The 18,293-nt window shown below is 32.9% G+C and carries 19 protein-coding genes and 2 pseudogenes; 14 read left to right on the forward strand and 7 right to left on the reverse strand.

All coding sequences use genetic code 11. The annotated features are described in order from the left end of the window. Positions 1 to 6 precede the first annotated feature (6 nt). The 5 genes from pdxR (at position 7) to ACUN28_RS10535 (ending at position 3,994) form a co-directional block, all read left to right on the forward strand. A complete protein-coding gene (gene pdxR, locus ACUN28_RS10515; protein WP_016086667.1) occupies positions 7 to 1,443 on the forward strand; it encodes a MocR-like pyridoxine biosynthesis transcription factor PdxR in 1,437 nt (478 codons plus the stop codon). A gap of 30 nt (positions 1,444 to 1,473) precedes the next feature. Continuing rightward, positions 1,474 to 1,830 carry a CidA/LrgA family holin-like protein gene (locus tag ACUN28_RS10520; protein WP_016086668.1) on the forward strand — a complete coding sequence of 119 codons (357 nt, stop codon included), beginning with the start codon at positions 1,474 to 1,476 and terminating at the stop codon, positions 1,828 to 1,830. A 23-nt stretch (positions 1,831 to 1,853) separates the two neighbouring features. Then, positions 1,854 to 2,525 carry an LrgB family protein gene (locus ACUN28_RS10525; protein WP_033660111.1) on the forward strand — a complete coding sequence of 224 codons (672 nt, stop codon included), beginning with the start codon at positions 1,854 to 1,856 and terminating at the stop codon, positions 2,523 to 2,525. 20 nt (positions 2,526 to 2,545) lie between these two features. Next, positions 2,546 to 2,971 (forward strand): YfmQ family protein, encoded by a 426-nt coding sequence (locus ACUN28_RS10530; RefSeq protein ID WP_016086670.1) that lies wholly within the window; start codon positions 2,546 to 2,548, stop codon positions 2,969 to 2,971. A 165-nt stretch (positions 2,972 to 3,136) separates the two neighbouring features. Beyond that, a complete protein-coding gene (locus ACUN28_RS10535) occupies positions 3,137 to 3,994 on the forward strand; it encodes a PhzF family phenazine biosynthesis protein (RefSeq protein WP_016136802.1) in 858 nt (285 codons plus the stop codon). A 38-nt stretch (positions 3,995 to 4,032) separates the two neighbouring features. On the opposite strand, the gene ACUN28_RS10540 is transcribed toward ACUN28_RS10535, so the two are convergent. Continuing rightward, the gene (locus ACUN28_RS10540) at positions 4,033 to 4,434 is read right to left on the reverse strand and encodes a CBO0543 family protein (protein WP_033660110.1); all 402 of its coding nucleotides are present in this window, start codon (positions 4,432 to 4,434) and stop codon (positions 4,033 to 4,035) included. Beyond that, positions 4,409 to 5,587: a DUF2515 domain-containing protein gene (locus tag ACUN28_RS10545; protein ID WP_016086672.1), complete on the reverse strand. Its 1,179-nt coding sequence runs from the start codon at positions 5,585 to 5,587 to the stop codon at positions 4,409 to 4,411. Before ACUN28_RS10545 ends, ACUN28_RS10540 begins: the two co-directional genes overlap by 26 nt. Before the next feature lie 295 nt (positions 5,588 to 5,882). On the opposite strand from ACUN28_RS10545, the gene ACUN28_RS10550 reads away from it, so the two are divergent. Genes ACUN28_RS10550 through ACUN28_RS10565 form a run of 4 tightly spaced genes read left to right on the forward strand, consistent with a single transcriptional unit; the run spans position 5,883 to position 9,236 of the window. Next, positions 5,883 to 6,869, forward strand: a complete 987-nt coding sequence (locus tag ACUN28_RS10550) for a UDP-N-acetylglucosamine 4,6-dehydratase family protein (RefSeq protein WP_016086673.1) — start codon at positions 5,883 to 5,885, stop codon at positions 6,867 to 6,869. Continuing rightward, positions 6,866 to 7,777: an NAD-dependent epimerase/dehydratase family protein gene (locus ACUN28_RS10555; protein ID WP_016086674.1), complete on the forward strand. Its 912-nt coding sequence runs from the start codon at positions 6,866 to 6,868 to the stop codon at positions 7,775 to 7,777. Before ACUN28_RS10550 ends, ACUN28_RS10555 begins: the two co-directional genes overlap by 4 nt. 25 nt (positions 7,778 to 7,802) lie before the next feature. Beyond that, positions 7,803 to 8,123 carry a DUF6572 domain-containing protein gene (locus tag ACUN28_RS10560; RefSeq protein WP_016086675.1) on the forward strand — a complete coding sequence of 107 codons (321 nt, stop codon included), beginning with the start codon at positions 7,803 to 7,805 and terminating at the stop codon, positions 8,121 to 8,123. Between the two features lie 48 nt (positions 8,124 to 8,171). Continuing rightward, positions 8,172 to 9,236 (forward strand): undecaprenyldiphospho-muramoylpentapeptide beta-N-acetylglucosaminyltransferase, encoded by a 1,065-nt coding sequence (locus ACUN28_RS10565; RefSeq protein WP_016086676.1) that lies wholly within the window; start codon positions 8,172 to 8,174, stop codon positions 9,234 to 9,236. Positions 9,237 to 9,334: 98 nt separating this feature from the next. On the opposite strand, the gene ACUN28_RS10570 is transcribed toward ACUN28_RS10565, so the two are convergent. Beyond that, positions 9,335 to 12,055, reverse strand: coding sequence for a sensor domain-containing phosphodiesterase (locus ACUN28_RS10570; protein WP_016086677.1), 2,721 nt, complete (start codon positions 12,053 to 12,055; stop codon positions 9,335 to 9,337). A 423-nt stretch (positions 12,056 to 12,478) separates the two neighbouring features. On the opposite strand from ACUN28_RS10570, the gene ACUN28_RS10575 reads away from it, so the two are divergent. From ACUN28_RS10575 to ACUN28_RS10590, 4 genes and pseudogenes are all read left to right on the forward strand, one after another. Then, on the forward strand, positions 12,479 to 12,868 hold the full coding sequence (locus tag ACUN28_RS10575) for a VOC family protein (protein ID WP_016086678.1): 390 nt from the start codon (positions 12,479 to 12,481) through the stop codon (positions 12,866 to 12,868). A gap of 221 nt (positions 12,869 to 13,089) precedes the next feature. Continuing rightward, a pseudogene (locus ACUN28_RS10580) lies at positions 13,090 to 13,333 on the forward strand (alpha/beta fold hydrolase); the annotation flags it as partial. Continuing rightward, positions 13,323 to 13,448, forward strand: a pseudogene (locus tag ACUN28_RS10585) (histidine phosphatase family protein); the annotation flags it as partial. The pseudogenes ACUN28_RS10580 and ACUN28_RS10585, both read left to right, overlap by 11 nt. 315 nt (positions 13,449 to 13,763) lie before the next feature. Next, positions 13,764 to 14,081, forward strand: coding sequence for a hypothetical protein (locus tag ACUN28_RS10590; RefSeq protein ID WP_016136800.1), 318 nt, complete (start codon positions 13,764 to 13,766; stop codon positions 14,079 to 14,081). Between the two features lie 91 nt (positions 14,082 to 14,172). On the opposite strand, the gene ACUN28_RS10595 is transcribed toward ACUN28_RS10590, so the two are convergent. Continuing rightward, a complete protein-coding gene (locus tag ACUN28_RS10595) occupies positions 14,173 to 14,811 on the reverse strand; it encodes a YczE/YyaS/YitT family protein (protein WP_016086680.1) in 639 nt (212 codons plus the stop codon). 196 nt (positions 14,812 to 15,007) lie between these two features. Here ACUN28_RS10595 and pepT point away from each other — a divergent pair, with 196 nt between their 5' ends. After that, a complete protein-coding gene (gene pepT, locus ACUN28_RS10600; RefSeq protein WP_016086681.1) occupies positions 15,008 to 16,240 on the forward strand; it encodes a peptidase T in 1,233 nt (410 codons plus the stop codon). 37 nt (positions 16,241 to 16,277) lie between these two features. Here the strand turns inward: pepT and ACUN28_RS10605 are convergent, their stop codons facing one another. Genes ACUN28_RS10605 through ACUN28_RS10615 form a run of 3 tightly spaced genes read right to left on the reverse strand, consistent with a single transcriptional unit; the run spans position 16,278 to position 18,293 of the window. After that, positions 16,278 to 17,189, reverse strand: coding sequence for a DNA-3-methyladenine glycosylase family protein (locus ACUN28_RS10605; protein WP_016086682.1), 912 nt, complete (start codon positions 17,187 to 17,189; stop codon positions 16,278 to 16,280). Further along, complete coding sequence (locus ACUN28_RS10610; RefSeq protein ID WP_016136799.1) at positions 17,186 to 17,716, reverse strand: methylated-DNA--[protein]-cysteine S-methyltransferase; 531 nt, start codon at positions 17,714 to 17,716, stop codon at positions 17,186 to 17,188. The genes ACUN28_RS10605 and ACUN28_RS10610 overlap by 4 nt, the downstream gene beginning before the upstream one ends. Further along, the gene (locus ACUN28_RS10615) at positions 17,697 to 18,293 is read right to left on the reverse strand and encodes a bifunctional transcriptional activator/DNA repair enzyme AdaA (RefSeq protein ID WP_016086684.1); all 597 of its coding nucleotides are present in this window, start codon (positions 18,291 to 18,293) and stop codon (positions 17,697 to 17,699) included. Before ACUN28_RS10615 ends, ACUN28_RS10610 begins: the two co-directional genes overlap by 20 nt.

Genomic DNA, 18,293 nt, shown 5'->3' on the forward strand with positions numbered 1-18,293 from the left:
AACAGGGTGAAATGGAAACCAAATCGTGCAGATAAGACACCTGTATATAAACAAATAGCGGATTATATTGAAAGGGGTATTTCTTCAGGTGAGTTTCCTTCTGACAGCAAGTTACCTTCTGAGCGTATGTTAGCAAAAGAATTACAGGTGAACAGGAGTACGATAGTAGCTGCATATGAAGAATTAAAATCACTTGGAGTAGTGGAACGGCAAAAAGGAAGCGGAACACGGGTGAATACAGACATATGGGGTGTTTCACATAAACGAATACCGAACTGGGGTAGGTACGTTGAGGATGGATCGTTCTTACCTAATGTACCACTCGTTCAACAAATTCGAACGGAAACACAAAAAGATGACTTAATTAATTTAGCGAGTGGTGAATTGTCACCAGAATTAATTCCGAGTGATAGATTCCGAACGATTTTGTCCGAGAAAACATTTATGGAAAACCTGGGCTATGACCATCCACTTGGAAATGAAATGTTGAGAAAAACAATTGCAGCACATGTTCAGCAATATAAACAAATTGAAGCAGATTCAAGCTCTATTCTTATTACGTCTGGAGCACAACAGGCGCTTAATCTTATCGTTCAATGTTTATTAAAACCTGGCGATGCGATTGCGATTGAAGATCCTTCATATTGTTTTTCGCTTCCAATGTTTAAATCGGCCGGTTTAAACATATTTCATTTACCTGTTGATGAGCATGGAATGAATCCAGATGACTTAATCGATTTGCACAAAAAGCATCGTATTCGTATGGTGTTTTTGAATCCAGATTATCAGAATCCAACGGGTACTGTGCTTTCATTAGCGAGACGTAAAAAGATTTTAGAACTGTCTTCTGAATTCGGTATACCGATTGTAGAAGATGATCCTTATAGTTTAACTTCATTTAATGGAGAAGTGAATCCAACATTAAAATCAATGGATCAAAACGGGAATGTTCTTTATATAAGTTCATTATCAAAAGTTGTTGCATCAGGATTACGTATTGGCTGGGTAATTGGCCCTACGCGTGTAATAGAGCGTTTAGCGGATGCGAAGCAGCAAGTTGATTTTGGCCATAGTGTATTTACACAGTGGGTGGCAAATCAATTTTTAGAATCAGAAGATTTTCATGCACATATTACAATGCTTCGTGGACAATTGAAAGACAGAAGAGATGCGTTAATTAGAAAGCTTGAAGAAATATTAGGGGATCAGGTTGAATTTTTTGTTCCAGAGGGTGGAATACATTTATGGTGCAAAGTGCAAGGAACGTTTGATGAATATCATTTATTAGGTGAATCGATACGAAATGGTGTAGCATTTGTCCCAGGAAGTGTTTTAGGTACTAAGAATGAATATATTCGTTTTACTTTTGGGAGAGTAAATGTCGAAAAAATTCAACTGGGAATGACGAGGTTTGCGGAAACGTTAAATGAGATTTCAAAATAGAGATGCGTAATATTGAAACGAGGGAAAGAAATGAAGTACGTCACGCTTTTACTTCAAGTAGTCGTGCTATATGTATTTAGCTTAGTTGGTACTTGGATTCAAGGAGTATTCCATCTATCAATGCCAGGAAGTTTAATAGGGATGTTAATGCTGTTTCTGCTCCTTTCTACTCGTATTTTACCATTAAAGTGGTTTGAGGAAGGTGCGGAAAAGTTAATCATATTTTTACCGTTATTTCTAATTCCTTCAACAACAGGGCTGATGGAATACGGGTCCTTTCTTTTCAGTAAGGGCAGTAGTATATTCCTTTTAGTAGTTGCAAGCACGGTAGTAACTTTGATTGTTTCAGGGTATATAAGTCAATTATTAGTAACATCAAAAAAATAAAATCGACAAGGTGCACGATGCAAATGGTCTTAATTATTATTACTGTAGTAATGTATGTATTGGCGACAAAGTTATATAAAAAATTTACGTTTCCCTTTACGTTACCGGTGTTAACAGTTACAGCAATTATGATTTGTTTATTTTTGATTTTTGGTATTTCTCATCATGAGTATAGGGAAAATGGGGGAGACGTTCTTTCAAGCTTATTGAGCCCTGCAATCGTAGCGTTAGCGATACCTTTATTTAAAGAGAGAAAAATACTTATGAAAAACTTTTTGTCGATACTTATCGGTGTAGCAGTAGGTATAGTGGCTTTAACGAGTATGAATGTAGTGATTGGTGAGATGTTAAATATAGATAAGGAACTAATATTAACAACTTTACCACAATTAGCAACGATGCCTATTGCTATTTCATTAGCGGATCAAATTGGTGGTATTCCATCTATGACTTCTAGTTTTGTAGTTGTTGCAGGAATAACAGGTGCTATTATCGGACCAACAGTACTTAAGTTTTTCCATATAACGAGTACGATTGGAAAAGGAGTAGGGATGGGCTGCGCGTCACATATTATCGGTGTGAGCCGTCTTGTGAAGGAAGGAGAGAAAGAAGCGACGATCGGTTCGGTGACGATGATTGTAACGGGAATACTCATTAGTATATTCATACCGTATGGAACGAAATTTATTTTTTAAATGTAATGGAGATGATAACAATGACAACATGGTTTATAGTTACATTATTTATTTTTGGAGCTATTAAAGTATTAGTTTCTAGTATGCCCACTTCTGTTGTAGAATCAATTATTAGTAGATTTGAATTGCATCAAAAGCTTGAGGCGGAGAATACCTCTATATCGATAGATGGAAAAAATATAGAGGGAGAAACGAAACTACAAGTTATTCATGAATTTAATGAGGCTCTATTTTTAGATAAACATTATTTTCCGCCGCACGGGGAAGGAACACCAATCGTTATTAACACGAAGAAAGGGAATAAAGAGATTAAGTTTTCTCTGTATAGCCAAGAAGAACATGTTGATGTAATAAAGCAATATAAAAAGAAAATCGTTGCTTATCGTTTACGTTCAAAAAGTCTTCAAAACCCTACATCATTAGTAATAACCGAAGAGTATGCTTAAGAAGAGATCTATAAGGATCTCTCAGATTGTAGACAAACTATTTTTGGAGAGTTCAGATGCTAAAAAATAGTTTGTCCCTTACTTTATGGAGAATTTATCCAACAACATATATACATAGTGCTTTCTATGCTAAAATTTACTATAAGTGAGGAAGGAAGGTGTCTTATGAAAATATCCGTATATGTTGCAAGTGCATTTAGCAAGGATCATAAAGGTGGAAATAAAGCAGGAGTGGTATTTATTGAGAATACATTGACCACTACTCAAAAAATGGCAATAGCCAAACAACTGGGCTATGCGGAAACCGCATTTATATCAGAATCTGAAATTGCTGATTATAGATTTGAGTATTTTACACCAAAAGAAGAAGTTGATTTATGTGGTCATGCCACAATTAGCTCTTTCGCGATATTGATGCATGTAAATAAACTTTTCAGGAATCGCTATACGATTGAAACGAACAGCGGTGTTCTTACTATTACCATAAAAGATGACATTATATTTATGGAACAAAATAAACCGATATTCTATGATGTTGTATCTTCAAACGAGTTCATCGACTGTTTTGACATGAAAGATATAGACAATAAATACCCAATTCAAATTGTCTCCACGGGCTTAAAAGATATTTTAATTCCTATAAAAAGCGAAACACAATTACATGCACTGCAACCTAATTTTGAAAAAATTAAAGAAATCAGCAAGTATTATAATGTTGTCGGAATGCATCTATATACCTTTAATGACAATCGAATTATATGCAGAAATTTTGCTCCGCTATACGACATCAATGAAGAAGCAGCGACTGGAACTTCAAACGGTGCATTAGCTTGCTACCTTTATGAACAGCACAACTTGCAAAAAGAAGTCTATGTATTTGAACAAGGTTATTCTTTACACTCGCCTTCCGAAATATTAGTTAAATTAGCAACCAATAGCAAGAATAAAATAGAAAAAGTTTATGTTGGCGGCAAAGGCTATTACTGTGAAACTAAGTGTTTAAATGTGGAAAATATTGAGTGAAAATAAAAAAACACCGAAAGAGATCTATAAGGATCTCTTTATTTTTGCATGAAATCATATACTTTCCAAATAAAAGAAAAGAAAATCATATAGCCAAATAAAGAATATGTATGATTCCAATCCAAGCTATGAATAAAGAAACCAAATCTTTCAGCAATCTGTTCAAAAATGCTAGCACAAATACCTATTAAAATAATAAAAAGAATTCTAGAAACTGCAGATAATGTTTTTGAAATTTGTATGAAAATCGTTGTTAAAATCGGTAGTACAAACAAAGTAAAGCCGATGTTAACTGAAAATATGGATGAGAATGGTCTAACCGGAAAGGAATATGTTTGTTTCGTAACAAAAAAAGCATCTAAGCAAGTTCCGATAATAGAAGAGAGTAAGATTGTAATGACTAATGCGAAAAGGTTATTCGTCTTCTCGAAGGAGAACATTTTTCTTTGCAAGAATGGCAAGTTCAATTTTTTCGAGTGTTTTACAGTAGTCTTCTGTAATTTGTCCATGTATATTTTCCTCCTTATCCACTAAATAATTTACGACTTGCCAGTCCGTAAACCAATCTTCACTGTCAACTTCTTCATGCTCTATATCTCGCCATGCATAGATGAGTGCAGGGCTGTATATACGATAAGCGCCATTACGCAACTGGCATTTCTTTATTCGGCGTTTATAAAACTCACGAGAAAAAGATTCATTCACACTTGAAAATAAATGAGGCCAGTAATCTTTCCTTGATCCTGTATGAGGATGGTGTTGGGCCCAGCTTATTACTTGAGATAAAACATGTGTATCCCGAAATAATAATGAATACAACCTTTTTCCAATTAAGATCCGTTCATGTAAGGAAGTGAAATGTTTCATTGTATCACCAAATAGTAATACTTTTTCTTTCTTATCATTTGCGTAGAATGGGAAAAGGATATGATTAAACTGAAAGAAATCAAATAGTTTAAATCCAATACTATTTAGTACAGTCTTTTTAAAGTGTACATTTTGAATCACTCTTTTTTCTAAGTAGTTTTGTTCATTAATAATAGTTGCAATCGCTAATGTTTGTTTGTTACCTGTTTTCCAAAAATTGTTCCACATCGTTTCCATAAATGTAGAAACATTTAGGTGAGGGAGAAGGTGAAATAGCTTTTGTGCTCTTTTTACACTTTGTTCATAAAGCAGAAATTGAGGATATACATCTTGGAAAATAAGCCAATTCCCTCTTTCTAAAAAAGAAAAAAATGTGATTTGATCTTTCTCTGATAAAATTTTTGTATATAAATCGCCCTTCAAATCAGTCATATTCCAACCGCCGTTACGTGATACCATATGCCCAAGTAGTGCCCAATGTATTTCTGGATATTGAACGTAAAATTGGTAGTATGCACGTGTTCTTGTGACATTATTTTTATTAAGCTGTCCTGTTTGTATTTTTATGTTGTTGATAATGAGTTGCTCTTCTTTCGTTAATTTATACATCGTGCCAGAAGGAATGAGTTTGCTTTTTTGTTTCAATTCATTTTTTACATCAAATAGGGAGAGAGGCAGTGCTTTGGAAGGTCCGTTATATGTATGATTTGAATTGCTTCGGTACATTCCGTTACCTCCCTTTTTATAAATTTAAACATGACTATTGGCTATGAATCATTCTATTTATTTTATTACGAGTATAAGAAATAAATGAGCGGTGTTTTTTACAGGGAATTTAGTTATCATGCAAACAGTATAAAAAATCTTACTGTTGTAAGGTGAAATGAAAAACCGAAACTATATTTAATAGTTTTGGTTTTTTTATTTTGTCAATTAAATGTAACAAACGACGATTATGATTTGAATCAATTGAAAATAATTCAATAAATTTTAATTGAAATGCTTGGTAGGAGGAAAAGGAATGCTAAATAAAATAATTTTAATTACTGGTGGCACAGGTTCGTGGGGACATGAACTTATAAAACAACTATTAGAAAAATCACCGAAAGAAATTAGGGTTTTTTCAAGAAATGAAACGGTTCAGTTTGAAATGCAGCAACAGTTCATAAATGATGATAGATTAAAATTTATTATTGGAGATATTCGTGACAAGGATCAATTACTCTATGCATGTCAAGGTGTACATTATGTATTCCATCTTGCAGCTTTAAAACACGTTCCAGTATGTGAGTATTATCCTTATGAAGCTATAAAAACCAATATACATGGTACGCAAAATGTAATTGAAGCATCTATACAGATGCAAGTGGAGAAAGTGATATATGTTTCAACGGATAAAGCAGCAGATCCATCAAATACGTATGGGATGACAAAAGCAATTGGTGAAAAGTTAATGGTTCATGCGAATGTGCAAACGAAGCAAACAAAATTTATTTGTGTTCGTGGTGGAAATGTTTTAGGGACAAGTGGAAGTGTGGTACCGCTTTTTAAAAAACAAATTAAAAAATCTTCACAAGTAGGGATTACCGATGCGAATATGACTAGATTTTTCTTAACAATTGAAGATGCTGTTGGATTGTTATTTAAAGCCGTATATCAAGGCAGAGGCGGGGAAATCTTTGTTATGAAAATGCCGGCATGTAAAATAACAGATTTAGCAGAAGTGTTAATTGAAGATTCGAAAAAAGAAAATGTGAAGTTAAAAGAGGTAGGGATAAGGCCGGGTGAAAAATTAAGTGAAATGCTTTTATCTGAGGTAGAGAGTAAAACGAGTATAAGTTTTGATCAAAATTATTTTGTGGTACTACCGACTATTCCTATAGAAGGGCTTCAAGAATATTATGCTAGTTATCCACTTGTGGATGTGAAGAGTTTTAGTTCTCAACAAGACTTACTTGCAAAACATGAGGTGAAAAAAATGCTATTAAAAGGAGGATTTTTACGATGAAAAAAAATGCGAGCCTTTTAATAACGGGTGCAAATGGTTTTACAGGACGCCATGCTTGCCAATATTTTTTAGAACAGGGCTTTCATGTAATTCCTATGTTTCAAAATCGTACACATAGAGAAAAAATTGAAAATGGTATTACTTGTAATTTAACAAATAAGAGCGAAGTAATGAAGGTAATGAAACAAATAAAGCCAGATTATGTATTGCATTTAGCAGGAAGGAATTCGGTCATAGAGTCTTGGACAGCTGCACTTGAATATGTAGAGATTAATGTCATAGGGACGTTATATTTATTAGAAGCAATTAAGCAAGAAGCACCACATTGTAGAACATTAGTTATAGGATCTGCTTTGCAAGCAGATCGTATGAACGAAATAAAAATTTCAAATCCATATAGTTTAAGTAAAACGATGCAAGTCATTATTGCAGAGGCTTGGGGCGGATTAATGGATTCAAATATTATCATTGCAAAGCCCTCAAACTTAATTGGTCCAGGAGTATCAAATGGCATTTGTTCGATTCTCGCAAAAAAAATGATAGATATAGAATCAGGTAGAAGTAAAGCCATTATTGAAGTAAACAGTTTGAAAGATAGTAGGGATTTTCTAGATGTACGTGATGCGGTTAAAGCGTATCATGTGTTATTACGAGATGGAATAAATGGAAAACAGTATAATATCGGATCAGGAGTGAAGCGATCTTTATTAGATGTACTAGAACAATATAAAGAATTAACTCAGCTGAATTTTTTCATAGAAGAAACAGAGAAAAGTGGGAGTGACTCAAATGAGAGTGTAGTAATAGAGGAAATAAAAAGGTTAGGTTGGATCCCAGAAATTCAATTTCATCAATCATTAAAAGATGTACTTGAGTATGCGAAGTGTAGTGACATCTGCATTCAATGAAAAACAAAAAGGGTGCAAGAAATATATGAATGGCTATGGAACAATAAATAATCAAAATATCCTATTCCTTTTAATTGTTGATACGCTGGACTGGAAAGATGAAGAAGGGCATGTTTTGCGTATCTATGAGGCGATAAATAAATGTCGAGCCTATGTGGAAGGAAAAAAGGGTGATCGGAAAAATCCAGTAATAGATACAGGAACTAGACCTGTAATCCGAGTTTTTGCTCAGTATGAATGTAGTGAGTATGGAAATGATTTTTATGACCTCATGAAAGATTTTTTGCAAGATATAGGATTTGAGTTAAAGGTTTATATAAATAATAGTAAGTTTACTTACCTTTAATAGATTAGTATAAAATAAGATTTTTAATAATAAAGGTGGATATGAATTATGAATAAAAAGATTCTCTTTACTGGGGGCGGTACAGCCGGACACGTAATGATTAATATGGTATTGATTCCTAAATTTGTGGAAAAAGGATGGGGGGTTGAGTATATTGGATCTCAAAATGGAATTGAAAAACTATTAGTTCAAAATGTTAAATACAATATTGTTTCAACAGGGAAACTTAGGAGATATTGGGATTTGGAGAACTTTAAAGATCCTTTTAAAATAATAAAAGGTTGCATACAAAGTTATAAATTAATGAAACGAATAAAACCAGATGTTATTTTTTCGGCAGGAGGATTTGTTTCCGTTCCTGTAGTAATAGGAGCGTGGATGAATAAAGTACCCGTAATAATACGTGAACCAGATAGTACGTTAGGATTAGCGAATAAAATAGCATTACCTTTTACTACAAAACTATGCACAACATTTCCTCAGACAGGAGAAAATGTAAGTAATGAGAAGAAGGTTTATATTGGACCAATTGTAAGGGAAGAAATTGAGAGAGGCAACGTATTGCGGGGAAGAAGCTATTGTAAATTTAAGCAAGATAAACCAGTATTGTTAATTATGGGGGGGAGTCAAGGTGCTCAATGGATAAATGATATGGTAAGAAAAAGTTTGGAAACATTGTTATTAAATTTTAATATTGTTCATATGTGCGGTAAAGGGAAGGTAGATTCATCTATTGGCATGGAAGGTTATATGCAATTCGAATATATAGGGGAAGAATTGCCGCATATATTAAATATGGCGAGTGTTGTAGTTTCCAGGGCGGGTTCTACTGCTATTTCTGAATTGTTATTTTTGAAGAAACCGATGTTGCTTATCCCGTTAACTAACAGTTCCAGTAGGGGAGATCAAGTTTTAAATGCCGAATATTTTTCTCGGCAAGGATATGCGGAAGTTATACTCCAAGACAGAGTAAGTACGAATACATTTATACATGCAGTAAATAAGTTGTATACAAATAAGGAGAGATATATTCAAAACATGAATGGATATAAAAAAACCAATAATGAGGGGATTCATCAATTAATAGATATAATAAATGAAGTGGTGAAGTAATAGAAATTTAAATAAAAAACAAAAGGAAAGAAGATATCTTCTTTCCTTTTTACTATAGTTGTTCAAATTCATTATTACTTATAACGATTAGCTATGTACTATGGGTGAATCCCGATTTCTAATAGTTCAGTAAATGCATGCGTATGAATAGGTTTACTATAATAGTAACCTTGAATAAACTGACATTTATTTTTTTGAAGGAAATTTACGTGCTCTTTCGTTTCTACACCTTCAGCAATGACAGACATTCCTAATGTATTTGCTAATGTGATGATTGTTTTAATAATTTCCATTCCATCGTCACATGTTTCAGACATTGTAATAAATTCTCTTGGGATTTTTAACGTATCGATTGGATATAAAGGTAAGTAAGCTAGCGAAGAATAGCCTGTACCAAAGTCGTCGATTGAAATGTGAATCCCTAAATTTTTTAGTGTACGCAATTTTATCAATGTTTCTCGCTCATCCATCATTGCAATTCGCTCTGTTAACTCAAGATCGAGAGAACTTGCGGGTAAACCTGTATTTGCTAAAGTAGAAGAAATAGACTTTACAAAATCCTCTTGTTCAAATTCTTTAGCAGATAAATTTACACCTATTTTTAAATGTGAATATCCGAGTACGTGCCAACGTTTCATTTGCTCACAAGCCTGTTGCAATGTCCATTTTCCTATTGGAATAATTTGTAGTGTTTCTTCTGCAATCGGAATAAACTCGTATGGAGAAATAACGCCTAATTCAGGATGATTCCACCTAATTAGAGCTTCTGCACCGATAATTTTATTAGAGTCACTATCAACTTGAGGTTGATACAAAAGGAACAATTCTTCATTTTGTATTGCGTTTGGTAAATCTTTTTCTAATCGTAATCGTCTTTCAATTTTTTTAGCGATTACATCGTCATAAATAGAGACAGAGTTAAGCTCTTTTGCCTTTGCATCATACATTGCAACATTAGCGTTTTTCAAAAGTGTAGCGGTATCGATTCCAGAATGTGGATAAATAGCGATGCCGATACTCAGTGATAAAGTTAAAGTATGCTCATGTATGACAAACGGCTTTTCTATGCTTTCAAATAATTGGTTACATAACTCGAATAAGGCATCTTCGTCAGTATAATTTTCAATTAAGATTGTAAACTCATCACCACCGATTCTTGACAGATGAGTATGTGATGGAAGACAGGATTGGAATCGCTTTGCAACTTCTTCTAATATGTAATCTCCTGCCGAATGTCCAAGTGTATCGTTGATTGCTTTAAAGCGATCTAAGTCTAAATATAATAATGCAAATTCGCTTTCTGTTTTTTTAGCACTGTTTATAACTTTTTTTAATTTCTTATGGAAAAAGGCACGGTTCCCAATTTTCGTTACAGTATCATGGAATGCTAAATATTTTATTTCTTCTTGCTGTTTTTTTAGTGCAGTAATATCTTTCACCATAATATAGCTTCCTGAAATTTGCCCGTCTATCATAATAGGGACGATGGTAACGTATAAAAAATAAGTAAAGCCATCTTTATATTGAGAACTAAGTTGTAAGGATGCCGATTCTTGTTGTTTCACTTTTTCTAATGCTGATGCTAGTTTATATTTATCATCATCTAAAATAATCGAAAAACAAGTTTCACCAAGTAACTCGTCAGTTGGTGCTCCAAGTAGTATACTTCCAGCTTTATTTACATTTAAGAATACTCCATGTAAATCAATTGTAAAAATAGGATCAGGGTGATATTCATATAATGATTTGAATTTTTGTTGCTTTTGAGATAGAGCCTCTGATTTATGAACTAAATCTGAAGTCCGTAAAGTAACTTTTTCTTCTAATTGGGCATTAAATGCCTGTAAACGTTTGGTTAGGGAATTGTTTTGCATACGTACAATAGAATGACGAATGAGTACGAAAATAAAAGTAATACAATTTCCTGTAATGAGAGTGGAAGATGATGTTTGTTCTTTTAACGTAAACCCGATTAGTATTGCAACGGCAAGATAGGGAAATACAACTAAAGCCTTTTTTCCTATTATAGGGTTAACAATGAAATAATTTTTATGGCTATTATGATCTTCTGAAATAGATCCAGCTATTGCAATAAATAATATAGGTATTCTATATAAAAGACGTAATAATGTTATCGTTTCAGTTGATAAATGGTTATTTAGGTAAAAATAAATATAGTTAAAAGTTGCAGAACTTATTAATACAAAAATAAAGATGTAAATTTTCCGTTTGGAATTAAAAATTGTTGGACGGAAAAAGAGACTAACACCTAGTAGAAGAAATAATAAATCTGCAATTGGATATAGAAATGAAAGGAAAACATCTCCTAGTGAAAGAGAGAATATATTTAAGTTTGGTTGATTAAATAAATACCACTCCAATGTGAATATGGAAGTAAGTACTATGCATATATCACAAATAAAGAATGCTTTTTCCCATTTATCGCATTCTTTTAAGATTTTATAGCAGAAAGCGATAAGACAGAAAAGTAGAAAAAACATGTAAAATACATCAGAAATAGTAAAACGATGTATTGGAATCTCGAAGAAGCTATCTTGATATGTATATACTATTTTTCCTAATAAAAAACTACCAATTGCTATTGTGATACATATCCAAAACGGATTTGAACTGACTTTTTTAGAATATATAGAGTAAATTAGTGATACAAATGTAATGGCTTCAACAATAAATGAAGCGAAGCGTACATCTGAATTTGAAAAATGGGTAGGGAACAGATAAAAAAACATAAAATAGATTGAATAACATATTAATGTTCCAATTAATATACATAGTTGTAAATTTTTATTTAATTTCAATAAAATCACCTTCTTTAATTATGCACTATATTCGTAATATCTATACATAATAATATTATTTAAGAATTGTATCAGATTTCCTTATAAAAATCATGCGTATAAGGAAAGTGATAAAGAGTTTAATACTTCTTAAAATTGAAAAAATATTATGTTTGATAGTATGTATTACATCAAGATTTTAAATGGAAATTGTATATTTAGTCATCCTTTGAATTTTAAAGGTTTTTTAGTGGTTCGCAAGTGAATATGCATAATTGCATAAAGATAATACATTCAATTTTTATATAAAATGTTTTTGTTATAAAGTATGTACTAAACTTTTGTATGCATCTATTCTCATACTAATGAGGGATTTCAAAAAGATGTTACGTATATACAATCATACGTAAGCATGTATGAAATTTTTAGTATAGGAGGAAGAGCATGAAGAATTGGGTGAAGTTTCGGATAGCACGTCCAACTGATCAGTTTGAAAAAGTTATAGCATTCTATGAAAAAGGGTTAGGGTTAAAACGTATAGGTGAATTTTACGATCATGAAGGCTACGATGGGGTCATGTTTGGACTCCCAGATGAAGAGTATCATTTAGAATTTACAAGACATATAGAGGGGAGTCCTTGTCCAGCTCCAACAAAAGATAATTTACTTGTATTTTATATGCGTGGCGATAGTGAAATGAGAAAAGTGACTAAAAGGCTGCATGGATTGGGATATGATGAAGTCGAACCAGAAAACCCATATTGGAAAGATAAGGGGATAACGATAGAGGATCCAGATGGCTGGAGAATCGTGTTAATGAAAATAGAAGAATAAGGGGTAACGAAACTAATAAGAACAAGGTTTTAAATTATGATAGGGTAAAAATAGATTAGCTTCCTTCTCGGAAATAAAAATAGAAGGAAGTTTTTTGTTTGTAGTCTGAAATTTTTAATTTAACAATCAATTGTAGGGGGATATAAATTGAGAACGTGTATTCTTATAAATTTGATAGTGTTGTCATTCAAAAGGAATGTATAAATAGGGGGGGACTTTTTATGTTATTTCGAATGAAAGATGCAGAAGTATACTATGAAATTATGGGAGAGGGTGGAACCAGTCATTATCATACATGGCTGTGCCCCTGACCATAGATTAATGATGAAATGTATGGAATTAGTATTTTAAAAATATGAAGGATATAAGCGAATATATATTGATTTACCTGGAATGGGGAAATCGAATGCTCCAGATTGGATAAATAGTTCAGATCGTATATTAGAACTGTTAATTGCATGTATTTGATAATCAATATGGGTTTGAATTTTTAATACATACTTCGAAGCCTGACATATATAAGTTGGAATTTAAAGATGAGCAATTCATGAATGTAGAAAGATTATGGATAGGAGAATGAAACTGCATATATGGAGTAAGTTTTAATAGTTGTATTTAAAACTTACTTTTTTTAAAAGAATCTTTATCAAATATTTTTAGAATCTTAAATCAATAAGTAATTATTCAATTTCTGAATAATATAATTGAAAGTTGGTTTAAGGAAACAATTTTAAATGTGACAAAACTCCAAACGCTGGATTTATATTCAATTGGAGAAAAAGATGTAGAATTTTGTCTTACTGTCCTCGTTTACTTTTCATTTCATTACATATAGGCTTTGTGGTGTAAGGGGGGGAAATCACCTTTACACAAAATTTATAAGGAGGACATTGTAATGAAAAAGATTAAAAAGTTTGCGGGAGTAGCTTTAGCAGGTACGATTGGATTAAGTGGACTACTGTTTTTAGAACCAAGTGTAAGCGCTGCGGAAACACAGCAGGTGAAAGAAGGAAATTTCAATGCAATTGATGTAATGATGAATCAAAGTGAATTTTATGTATTGAGTGGTAGAGGTATTGATATTCTTTCTGGAGATAAAGAAGCAATTCAGCTAAATAAATACACAATTAGTTTTAGTAAACCCGGGAAGTATGTTATTAGAGTAAATGGTTGTATTTATGATGATGTATATACTTTTATTGTGAATAAATAGTATATATTCTTAAATTGTAAGATAAAAAAAGAAACACCCTATTTGCGGTGAGAATCGTAAATAGGGTGAATGATTTGTATTGAGTTGTATTTTAAATATGTTCACTAACTTTCTCTTTGTTATGTAAAGTATGTAAGAGTGTTTGAAACATCTTAAATGATTGTTGAAAGATTGGACTTTGAATAAAGGTGTACAGAAAAGTTACGATGAAAACAGGACCTCCTAGCATAAATCCAATAACTAGTACAACACATTCTACTATGATTCTAGCACGGCTAATAGACAGTCCTGTTTTGTCGGAAATAGTAAGCATGAATCCATCGCGAGGTCCAGCACCAATCCCAGCCGCAACATACATTCCTCCCCCAATACCTGTAATGGCAATACCAGAAAATAAAATGAGTAAGTTTATCCATAAATAATCACTAGCGTTTGGAAGAATATTTGATTGTAAGAAAAAGTCCATAATGGGACCGATAAGTAGTGCATTTAAAAATGTGCCCACATTTATATATTTTCGATCTACTAATAAAGAAATGAGAACGAGACATAATCCACATATGACACTCCAAGTACCAATGGTCCATCCAAATCTTTGGTAGAGAGCCATATTTAAAACTTCCCAAGGATGTAAACCGAGAAATTTTACTTTGACTGCAAGAGCATTTCCAAGGCCAAAGAAAATTAATCCTAAGAAAAAAAGAAAATAGCGAAAAAGGGTTAGCCTCATCTTTCATACCTCCTATAGTTTATAATTATGAATGTTACATGTTAAAGTTTAAATGTACAAATATTATGACTCCTATTGATTTGTTTTAAATCTTTAAAAATGTAAATGGAATATATACTTTCACAGTCAAAAAAGTTAAAAAATTTCGTCTTAAGGATTATAATGAAGAAAGAAATATAAAAGGGAGTGAACGAGTTTGAAACAAGAGCTTATTGAAAGATTTACGAGATATGTAAAAATTGATACACAATCAAATGAAGAAAGTCATACAGTTCCAACAACACCTGGGCAAATTGAGTTTGGAAAGTTATTAGTGGAAGAGCTAAAAGAAATTGGGTTAACAGAAGTAACGATGGATGATAACGGTTATGTAATGGCAACACTTCCTGCTAATACGGATAAGGATGTTCCTGTAATCGGCTTTTTAGCACATTTAGATACGGCAACAGATTTTACAGGGAAAAACGTAAAACCACAAATTCATGAAAACTTTGACGGAAATGCGATTACGTTAAATGAAGAGCTAAATGTTGTGTTAACACCAGAACAGTTCCCAGAATTACCATCTTATAAAGGGCATACCATTATTACAACGGATGGTACGACACTTCTAGGTGCAGATGATAAGGCTGGTCTGACTGAAATTATGGTTGCAATGAACTATTTAATACATAATCCACAAATTAAGCATGGGAAAATAAGAGTTGCATTTACGCCGGATGAAGAAATTGGCCGTGGGCCAGCGCATTTTGATGTAGAAGCGTTTGGAGCATCATGTGCTTATACGATGGATGGAGGTCCATTAGGTGGTTTAGAGTATGAAAGTTTTAATGCTGCAGGTGCTAAGTTAACGTTTAATGGAACGAATACACATCCTGGAACAGCGAAAAATAAAATGCGTAACGCAACTAAACTTGCTATGGAGTTTAATGGATATTTACCAGTAGAAGATGCACCGGAATATACAGAGGGTTATGAAGGATTTTACCATCTACTTTCTTTAAATGGTGATGTAGAGCAAAGTAAAGCGTATTATATTATTCGAGATTTTGATCGTGAAAATTTTGAGTCGCGTAAACATAACGTTGAAAATATTGTGAAGCAAATGCAAGAGAAATATGGACAAGATGCAGTCGTTTTAGAAATGAATGATCAATACTATAACATGCTTGAAAAAATTGAACCAGTGAGAGAAATTGTTGATATTGCATATGAAGCGATGAAAAGTTTAAATATCGAACCAAACATTCATCCGATTCGTGGTGGAACAGACGGATCACAATTATCATATATGGGATTACCAACGCCGAATATTTTCACTGGTGGTGAAAACTATCACGGTAAATTTGAGTATGTTTCGGTAGATACGATGGAAAAAGCTGTTCAAGTTATTGTAGAAATCGCAAGACGATTCGAAGAACAAGCTTAAAAAAGAACCAAGTAGTGCAGATGTGCTACTTGGTTTTTTAGTATAGTACTCGCCACAAATAAAAAGTTGCGTAAGACTCCCAGTTAATCCAATTTGCCGCAAAATCTTTTATTTCCTGTTTAGTCGGTTTACTTTCGGAACCTGTTATACATTTAATTGCATTATGCAAACCAACATCGTCAATTGGAAAAGCGGAAGGAAATCGTAAACAGCGCATTAAAACATAGTTGGCAGTCCAAGGTCCTATACCATGTATAGCAGTTAATTGTTTTTCAGCTTGTTTCATATCTTGTATTTGCTGTAAAGATTCTTTTGATAGTTTTCCTTCTGTAATAAGCTTTGCAATACCGATTAAATATTCACACTTTCTAGTCGTCATTTTTAACTTTTTGAGATCCTCTACGTGTAAATTAGCAATCGTTTTAGGAGAAGGAAATATCCAATGTTTTCTATCGTTCCATTCTACATAATTTCCATAATGTTCGACTAACCTTCTTTTTAGCGTATAAGCATATGTGAGGTTAATTTGTTGACCGATAATTCCCCAGGAAAGTGCCTCAAATAAATCTGGAATACCTAAAGTACGAAGACCATAATATTGTTCAATCGGTCCTTGAAGGAGTACATCATGTTTAGCTAATGTATAAAAGGGAGCTAAATCAGTAGTTAAATCAAACCACTCTTTCACATAGTTAGCTACAGCTTCGTGTATCGATGTTTCAGATGTATAGGATTCTTCTAAAAAACGTATTTGAATATTACCATCCGTATTCATACTAATTTCAACTAAAGGATTTACATCGTGAACAGGGATAACTTTATAAATTTTGTTATCTTCAATGTGGAACATACATTCATTGTTAGAACGTGATAAATAGTGTAAATTTTCTTGGAAACTAAATTCTGTCGGAACTGCTAAAGTTAATGCACTAGTATATTTTGCTGTCATATGCATTTTACCTGCGACTTTTCTAATGTAAGCAATTTTTGCTTCATTTCTAATCCACCTCTAAAGCCGGTTAGTTTACCATTTTTTCCAATAACACGATGGCAAGGAATTGTAATGAGAAGAGGGTTGGCAGCAATAGCAGTAGCAACAGCACGTACAGCAGTAGGTTTTTGAATTCTTTCGGCAATTTCTGAATAAGAATATGTCTTCCCATAAGGAATTTCACGTACCGTATTCCAAACCGATAATTGAAAATCAGTTCCGTAAGCATCGATAGGACAAGTAAAAGTTTCTCGTTTATTTTCTAAATACTCGATAACTTCTTTCGCATATGTTTGTAGATAATCTGGATTACAGGTCAATATATGTTGTGGCAATTTTTTTCTAGCCCATATATTTAATTCTTCAAGGCTTTCGTCTTGTGAACCAATGAAACATAGTCCATTTTCAGTTGCAGCAATATGAAATTGCCAATTTTCATGTATAATTAGCGTCCAATATATAAATTTATTTTTGTGGGAATTCATTATTGTATCCCTCTTTCATTTCGTTCTTTTTTCGATATTCAGTAGGAGAAAATCCGGTTTTCTTTTTAAATAAAGTTGCGAAATACTCTGGGTTTGCTATCCCGACAGCAGTACTAACCTCTTTAATGGATTGATTTGTTTGTAAAAGGTGTTCTGCTGCATTAACAATCCTGAACTGCTGTATATATTCTATTGGACTTATTCCTGTCATTTTTTTGAAAGTGCGTTGTAAATGAAATGGGCTACCATGACACATTTCAGCAAGTATGTCGAGAGTTAATAATTCGTCAAAGTGCTTTTCGATATAATCTTTAATTTGTTCTACCCACTCTTCATTAGGTAAAGTGATCCCATTTGGCTTACAACGTTTGCATGGACGAAATTTTTCACTTAATGCTTGCTCTGCATGAAGAAAAATTCGTACATTGTTTTTATTCGGTATTCTTGATTTGCATGATGGCCTGCAAAAAATCCCGGTTGATTTCACAGCATAAAAGAATTTTTCATCATAGGAAGAATCATTATGAATAATTGCTTGCCAATACTCATTTGTTAACGTAAACCCTTCATTGTGCAA

It is taken from the genome of Bacillus sp. WC2507 (assembly GCF_052656125.1).

What these genes read in the sequence shown, in the direction of transcription:
- ACUN28_RS10520 (WP_016086668.1), top strand. Translation starts at nt 1,474, where the DNA reads ATGAAGTACGTCACGCTTTTACTTCAAGTAGTCGTGCTATATGTATTT.
- ACUN28_RS10525 (WP_033660111.1), top strand. Translation starts at nt 1,854, where the DNA reads ATGGTCTTAATTATTATTACTGTAGTAATGTATGTATTGGCGACAAAG.
- ACUN28_RS10530 (WP_016086670.1), top strand. Translation starts at nt 2,546, where the DNA reads ATGACAACATGGTTTATAGTTACATTATTTATTTTTGGAGCTATTAAA.
- ACUN28_RS10535 (WP_016136802.1), top strand. Translation starts at nt 3,137, where the DNA reads ATGAAAATATCCGTATATGTTGCAAGTGCATTTAGCAAGGATCATAAA.
- ACUN28_RS10540 (WP_033660110.1), bottom strand. Translation starts at nt 4,434, where the DNA reads ATGTTCTCCTTCGAGAAGACGAATAACCTTTTCGCATTAGTCATTACA.
- ACUN28_RS10545 (WP_016086672.1), bottom strand. Translation starts at nt 5,587, where the DNA reads ATGTACCGAAGCAATTCAAATCATACATATAACGGACCTTCCAAAGCA.
- ACUN28_RS10550 (WP_016086673.1), top strand. Translation starts at nt 5,883, where the DNA reads ATGCTAAATAAAATAATTTTAATTACTGGTGGCACAGGTTCGTGGGGA.
- ACUN28_RS10555 (WP_016086674.1), top strand. Translation starts at nt 6,866, where the DNA reads ATGAAAAAAAATGCGAGCCTTTTAATAACGGGTGCAAATGGTTTTACA.
- ACUN28_RS10560 (WP_016086675.1), top strand. Translation starts at nt 7,803, where the DNA reads ATGAATGGCTATGGAACAATAAATAATCAAAATATCCTATTCCTTTTA.
- ACUN28_RS10565 (WP_016086676.1), top strand. Translation starts at nt 8,172, where the DNA reads ATGAATAAAAAGATTCTCTTTACTGGGGGCGGTACAGCCGGACACGTA.
- ACUN28_RS10575 (WP_016086678.1), top strand. Translation starts at nt 12,479, where the DNA reads ATGAAGAATTGGGTGAAGTTTCGGATAGCACGTCCAACTGATCAGTTT.
- ACUN28_RS10590 (WP_016136800.1), top strand. Translation starts at nt 13,764, where the DNA reads ATGAAAAAGATTAAAAAGTTTGCGGGAGTAGCTTTAGCAGGTACGATT.
- ACUN28_RS10595 (WP_016086680.1), bottom strand. Translation starts at nt 14,811, where the DNA reads ATGAGGCTAACCCTTTTTCGCTATTTTCTTTTTTTCTTAGGATTAATT.
- ACUN28_RS10605 (WP_016086682.1), bottom strand. Translation starts at nt 17,189, where the DNA reads ATGACAGCAAAATATACTAGTGCATTAACTTTAGCAGTTCCGACAGAA.
- ACUN28_RS10610 (WP_016136799.1), bottom strand. Translation starts at nt 17,716, where the DNA reads ATGAATTCCCACAAAAATAAATTTATATATTGGACGCTAATTATACAT.